The following is a 4,506-nucleotide window of genomic DNA, read 5'->3' on the forward strand; positions in this document are numbered from 1 at the left end:
TTCTTGTTCGAATCCAAACCAGAAATCTCCATCATCTTCGATAGTTGCTCTACCATTTGATGAGTGAGCTGTACCGTCAGCATTCATAACTTCAGTCATTACAAGGTAACCATTGATACGAGTTGGATCTGGATAAATAGCAACAGGTACTAATAAACAGTCAGATGAACCACCTTCAGCTTGTCTTGTAGATGAACCATCAAAAGACCAGTTTCCGATTTCTGCTAAAGTTCCTTGAAAATTTTCGTGCTCTTCAACTTTAGTTTTACTTCTTAAATTTTGTGTTGGTTCGTAACCATCTAACCAAAGGTATTCTAATTTTATTTTAGCCATAATATTATAAATTGTTTTTTGATTTTTTTTCTGATGCAAATATAAAATAATTTGTTTATGTCGTAAAATTGGGGGGTAGTTTTTATTTGAGTGATTTTAATTTTTGATATTACTGCATTTTAGGAGGGGTATAATTGAAAAATTATAATTTTATAGGGGTATAATAATTAAATTCGTAATTACCTGGTTTTTAATATTAATTATAAGTTAAGATTTTTATTACTATAATTTAAAAATCAGGCTGTTGGTACATTTTTTTTGATATTACATCTAACTCAATTGAATACTATTTATTAATGAATGCTTTAATTATTTGTTTAGCAGAATAATTTATATTTGTATACGTTTATTAATGATTATTAATTTAAGATTTATCATATGTCATCAATTCGTTTTCAAGCTTTAAAAGAAGCTTCAAATAGAAAGTTAGTAGAGTTTCAGGAGACAGGAAGAAAATCAGTTCTCTTTGGAGCTAATGTATTCAATGATAAGGCTATGAAGCAATATTTGACTTCAGATGCTTTTAAGGGAGTACAAGGTGCGGTTCAACACGGAACTAAAATCGATAGAAAATTGGCAGATTATATTGCCATGGGGATGAAAGAGTGGGCTTTGTCTAAAGGTGTAACCCATTATACGCACTGGTTTCAGCCTCTAACTGGAACAACAGCAGAAAAACATGATGCTTTTTTTGAAACTTCTTATGACGGAAGTGATCCATTGGAAAAATTTGGTGGTGCACAGTTGGTTCAACAAGAGCCTGATGCATCCAGTTTTCCTCATGGTGGAATAAGAAACACATTTGAAGCAAGAGGATATACTGCTTGGGATCCTACTTCACCTGCATTTATTTTTGGAACGACATTATGTATTCCAACTATTTTTATTTCCTATACAGGAGAAGCTTTGGATAATAAGATTCCGTTGTTAAGAGCATTATCGGCTATGGATGAAGCTGCGACTGAAGTTTGTAAATATTTTGATAAAAATGTTAAGAAAGTGACAGCTACTTTGGGCTGGGAGCAAGAATATTTTTTGATAGATAGATCGTTGGCCAATTCTCGCCCAGATCTTATCATGACAGGTAGAACCTTATTGGGGCATACTTCTGCCAAAGGACAACAGTTGGATGATCATTATTTTGGGTCTATTCCAACTCGTGCTTTAACGTATATGAGAGATTTGGAACAGGAATGTATGTTACTGGGAATACCGGTAAAAACACGTCATAACGAAGTGGCGCCGAATCAATTTGAATTTGCACCTATTTTTGAAGAAACAAATTTGGCAGTAGACCATAACTGTTTACTTATGGATGTAATGCAAAAAGTGGCTGAACGTCATGATTTGAAAGTATTGCTTCATGAAAAACCTTTTAAAGGAGTAAATGGTTCTGGAAAACACAATAACTGGTCGCTGGCTACAGATACTGGGGTAAACTTATTGAGCCCTAGCAAAACACCAATGACTAATTTACAGTTTTTGACTTTCTTCATCAACACCATTAAAGCTGTGAATGATTATGAGGCTTTATTAAGAGGCTCAATAGCAACAGCAAGTAATGATCATAGATTAGGGGCCAATGAAGCACCTCCAGCAATTATCTCGGTATTTATTGGGGAACAATTAACAAAAGTATTGGCCGAATTGGAAGGAGTGTCTACAGGGAAATTATCGCCAGAGGAAAAGACCGATTTGAAACTAAATGTTGTTGGTAAAATTCCAGATGTCCTTTTGGATAATACTGATAGAAATAGAACTTCACCATTTGCTTTCACAGGAAATAAATTTGAATTCAGGGCGGTAGGTTCTTCAGCAAACTGCTCGAATGCAATGACTACTTTGAATACCATAGTGGCAAAACAGCTTAAAGATTTTAAAATTGCCGTTGATGATTTAATTGAATCCAAAGACATGAAGAAAGATGATGCGATTTTCAATGTCTTAAGAGAATATATCAAACAATCTAAAAAAATTCTTTTTGAAGGAGATGGCTATAGTGAAGCCTGGCAAAATGAAGCTGCAAAAAGAGGGTTGAGCAATTTTAAAACTACTCCAGAAGCTTTGAAAGCAAGAGCTTCAAAACAAGCGATTGATTTATTTGCAGAAATGGGAATTATGAATCAGATTGAGGTGGAAGCTCGTTACGAAATTGAATTGGAGGAATACACCAAAAAGATTCAGATTGAAGGTAGAGTTCTAGGTGATATTTCAAAGAACCATGTAATTCCAACGGCTATTAAATATCAAAATACTTTGATTGAAAATGTAAAAGGATTGAAAGATATTTTTGGATCTGAATTTGAATCCATTGCCAAAGAGCAAATTATATTGATAAAAGAGATTTCAGGACATATTGAAGGAATTAATTCTAAGGTAGAACAAATGACTGAAGAAAGAAAGAAAGCCAATAATTTGACTGATGCACATGCAATGGCCGAAGCGTATTGTAATAATGTAAAACCATATTTTGAAATCATTAGAAATCATTGTGACAAGCTAGAGTTATTGGTTGATAATGAACTTTGGACATTGACTAAATACAGAGAATTACTTTTGACAAAGTAGTTTCTATTGTTCATAAAATTAAAAAGGCTTTTCTAGGAAAGCCTTTTTTGTTTTCTGATGTGTTTGAATTATTGGTTTTTCCAATGATGTTCTTTTTTAGAAAGAAAAACTTTTTAAGCACAAAAAAGCATCCGTTTGTGGCGGATGCTTTTTACTTTAAAATTAGTTAAATTATCTGGAAGAAATTACTTTTTTGGTACTGCTTCCTCTATTGGTAGTCAATTTTATCACATAAACTTCTTCTTGACCAGTGTATGGGATGTTTAGTAAAACTGATTTGTTCAAGTAGCCATTAGTGTCGTAGTTAGATGCTACCACAAGCCCTTTTGTATTGAATACCTCAATTTTTACATCTGTAACAAATTTAAGATCATAGCTTACTGTAAGTTGGTCTCTGAAAGGAACTGGAGACGCTGTAAAACTACCTACTTCATTTCTTTTAGCAGTAGTATTCAATTCGGCATTAGTTTTTAATTGATCAATTACATCAGTTGTTATGGTACCACAAAGATCATGATTCAATTCATTATTCGCTGCAAGTTGACTAGCCAATGGTTCACATCCACATTTATTATTTACGGCTGCTATTATGGCTGCTTTCAATGCATTAACATCATTTATACCAGTAGGCAATGGATACTCGGCTAAAGTAGTAGCGTTTAATATTGCTGCTACACCGTGTCTTATCAATTTTCTACAGTTACCACCTCCTAATGTAATAGCATCAACCATTTTAAGAGTAGATGGAATATCACATTTACCGGCTACCCCAGGTAGAACTAGGGAAATATCTGTATTTGTAGTGAAACCAACTGCTTGAGCAATTTGATCATTTGAATTATCCCATAATGTTTTACCTTTACCTCCTTGCCAGAATCCAGGGGTACAACCGTAGCCACAATTTTCTACTATAGCTGCAGTTGAGTCATAACCCATACAACCATTAGTGGTTTCTACCAATACAGAGACAACAGTTCCGTTGGCAATCGTATTGCTATTATAGGTGTTGTCATTTGATTTGGCCTGTAGTATTGTTTCACCACCATCGATCATTCCATCAGAATCGGCATCTAACCAGAAGGTGTATTGTTCGCCATTTCCAGTTGGAGTTGCTGTAAAGATCGCATCGGTTCCAACGCATACACTAGTGGTTTGTATATCGGCAATTGGATTAGCATATACTATAGCAGCAGTTGAGTCAGAATCGGTACAGCCATTAGTGGTTTCTACCATTACAGAAACAACAGTTTCATTGGCAATTGAATTGCTGTCATAGGTGTTATCAGTTGATTTAGCCTGTAGTATTGTTTCACCACCATCGATCATTCCATCAGAATCGGCATCTAACCAGAAAGTGTATTGTTCGCCATTTCCATTTGGAGTTGCTGTAAAGACAGCACTGGCTCCGGCGCATACGCCTGATGTTTGTAAATCGGCAGTTGGATTAGCATATACTATAGCAGCAGTTGAGTCAGAATCGGTACAACCATTAGTGGTTTCTACCAATACAGAAACAACAGTTCCATTGGCAATTGAATTGCTGTCATAGGTGTTATCAGTTGATTTAGCCTGTAGTATTGTTTCACCACCATCGATCATTCCATC

Annotated in this window: 3 protein-coding genes; 1 reads left to right on the forward strand and 2 read right to left on the reverse strand. The window is 34.9% G+C overall.

Annotated features, from left to right (window positions below; all coding sequences use genetic code 11):
* Positions 1-333 (reverse strand): glutamine synthetase beta-grasp domain-containing protein (locus tag VFS71_RS19300; protein WP_326403302.1); only part of this gene is annotated, 333 nt, incomplete at its 3' end.
* Between the two features lie 378 nt (positions 334-711).
* Here VFS71_RS19300 and VFS71_RS19305 point away from each other — a divergent pair.
* Complete coding sequence (locus VFS71_RS19305) at positions 712-2,901, forward strand: glutamine synthetase III (protein ID WP_326403300.1); 2,190 nt, start codon at positions 712-714, stop codon at positions 2,899-2,901.
* A 171-nt stretch (positions 2,902-3,072) separates the two neighbouring features.
* Here the strand turns inward: VFS71_RS19305 and VFS71_RS19310 are convergent.
* Positions 3,073-4,506, reverse strand: a 1,434-nt coding sequence (locus VFS71_RS19310; protein ID WP_326403301.1) for a T9SS type A sorting domain-containing protein, incomplete at its 5' end; no start/stop codon positions are given.

Origin of the sequence: Flavobacterium sp. (assembly GCF_035760125.1) — a bacterium.
Taxonomy (GTDB): Bacteria; Bacteroidota; Bacteroidia; order Flavobacteriales; family Flavobacteriaceae; genus Flavobacterium.